Below are 2,724 nucleotides of genomic sequence, written 5' to 3' on the forward strand. Positions count from 1 at the left end.
ATTCATGGTTTTTTCCTCTTGGCTCCTAATTCGTTCATTGTATCTCAAAAAAGCCTGAAGTGATTACCCAGTAATCTTTTCAGGCTTGAATTTTTAAATTTTATAACCATCAATTCTATTTAAAGACCTGCGGAATGTGGGTTTTACTGTAACTATAATTGGCCTTCAGCCAAGATTATTTGTAACGCCCCAGGTTTTACTGCTGTGCCTTATGCAGCAGCCCGTGTAGAAACTTCTTCAAGAATAGAAAATAATTCATCTACCTGAGTGGAGGTAAATAATCCGTCTGGCCCCTGGGGCGTAATGTCAGTAAATGGGGATTCATAGAGGATTGCTGCATCCATTACTCCATGTGCAGTCAGGTAATCTACAATCATATTCACAAATTCAATCTGATTGGAGTTAAAATTTTTACCCGATATAAACCTTGCTAGTTCCTGCTTGGCTACCTCTCGATCGAGTCCTACTAAGGAACGGACGAATAAGCCTAACCCATGCGACTCTTCTTTTGCACGGTCTATATCCTCCTCTACGCCTAATTTGTTTTCTAGCAATATCTTCTCTAACTCAGATAAATCGGATGGAGTGAGCTGTTTGTTAGTTCGTAGCTTAAAGATTACTACATGATCTTGATGCGATCGCAAAAAAGCCCTTGCTTTAGCACGGAACTTCTCAAAGTTATCTAATGCTGTAAAACCAGGCAACTCAACTATTATCTCATCCCCCATCACATCCTCAAAGTCGGTGTAAATAGGTTGGCGTTTTTGTTTCTCAATCAGCTTGATTAACCCCCGTAGGCGTTTGCGTAACACCTCCAGCATTGGTAATGTCACATCTTGCCACCACTCATCGGTTTGTACACCCTGAATCAGGGCTAACTGTTCTTGCACGAAGGGAATAGCCGATTTTTCCTCTAACATCCCTGCAAGTGACTTCACCTGTTCTTGCAAACGCTTAAACGTAGAGTCAGAGCGCAGGATTGCTAATTGTAACTTTAGCATCAGAACATCAAATCTTTTTATTTCTTCTGTTTCTGTTTCCAATTGGGAAGGCAAGCCAGCTATTTCTTGACTAAGCTCAAGAAAATCATCGATCGATAGCGATGCCCATGCTGCGGAATTAGCATATTTCTCTACAAATCGTTGTTTAGGTCGCACTATGAAGTTTTCAGGATTCATTGCCGCCACTTCTGTATTGAGTAAATTGGCTAGTTCCTGGCGCAATTCTGCATCGGTCTTGGGTTCTTTAGAGGCAGCTTGATACTCTTGAAGCTTGCTCAGTTTTGCTTGATTTATTGGTTGATTCTCAGGTATTCTTTTATCTAGCTCTCCGATTAATTCTAATCGAGCGGTAAACAGTTGCTGACCCAATGATTTAGTTATTGGCGCATTAACAGTTTCGGAGTTGTGTTGAAAAAACTCTAAGTTTTGGCAATAATCAAACAGGTAAAAAAATTCTTTATCTTGCCCTAGCCCAAATAAGTCAGGACATAGCCTCGTACCTCGTCCTATCATCTGCCAGAACTTAGTTTTGGAGCGAACAATCTTGAACAGCACCAGATTAACGACCTCTGGCACGTCAATCCCAGTGTCGAGCATATCCACTGAGATTGCGATATGAGGTTCTTTATCTTTTTGGGAAAAGTTATCAATCAGGCTTTGAGCATAAGTGGTTTTGAAGGTAATGACGCGGGCAAACTCACCTTTAAAGTGTGGGTAGTTGGCGTTGAACCGCTCAGCAATAAATTCTGCATGATCTTGATTTTTAGCGAAAATAATGGTTTTTCCGAGCCGATCGCCCCCAGCAACCTTTAACCCCCTAGTCATCAGATGCTCTAGCACCTTATCCACGGTATCTTTATTGAATAACCACTTGTTGACTGCTTCTGCTTCTACGCGCTCAGGGGCCTTACCTTCGTCATCCCATTCAAGCGCATCCCATTCTTCTCTTTCGGATTCCGAGAGTTCACCATAGTTAATGCCTTGTCGCTGAAACTTAAGCGGCACTGATACTGCTTTAAGTGGGACTAGATAACCATCCTTTACGGCATCTTCAAGCGAGTAAGCATCAGTAGGTACGCCATTTTCCAAGTCAAAGAGCCCGTAAGTGTTGCGGTCAATTTCATCCTTTGGTGTAGCGGTTAGCCCTAGCAGGACAGAATCAAAGTAGTTGAAAATTGTGCGGTATTTCTGAAAAACAGATCGGTGAGCTTCATCAATAATAATTAGGTCAAAATGTCCTACGCCAAAACGACGCTGACCGTCACGGGTATCATTAATTAATCCCATCATGGTTGGATAGGTGCAAGCAAATACCCGTCCCTCAGTATCTTTTTCCGTGACTAAGTTTACTGGCGCGGCATCGGGGAGATGTTTCTTAAATACATTGATTGCCTGATTTACCAAAGCTACACGATCTGCTAAAAATAGAACACGTTTAGCCCAGTTACAACGCATCAGCAGATCGACCAAGGCGATCGCGGTTCTGGTTTTGCCTGCACCAGTCGCCATAACTATCAGGGCTTTGCGGTCTTTATCAGTCTCTAAGGCTTCGGTAATGTGACGGATGGCACGAGTTTGATAATAGCGTTCGGCAATGGTGGGGTTAATTGTACCTGTTGCTAAAAATTTACGAGTAGCTCGGCGCTGTATAACCCACATTCCGCAGTTCTGGCTTTGATGACTAAGGATTTTCATACCTTCACTGTAGGAAAAATATCTGTGC

At 42.5% G+C, this 2,724-nt stretch carries 1 protein-coding gene; it reads right to left on the reverse strand.

Features of this window, described 5'->3' with window-relative positions; all coding sequences use genetic code 11:
- Positions 1-209 precede the first annotated feature (209 nt).
- Positions 210-2,724: DEAD/DEAH box helicase family protein (locus QUB08_RS31570; protein WP_333230202.1), on the reverse strand; the 2,515-nt coding region annotated here is incomplete at its 5' end.

The organism is Microcoleus sp. BR0-C5 (assembly GCF_036705045.1).
Classification (GTDB): Bacteria; Cyanobacteriota; Cyanobacteriia; order Cyanobacteriales; family Microcoleaceae; genus Microcoleus.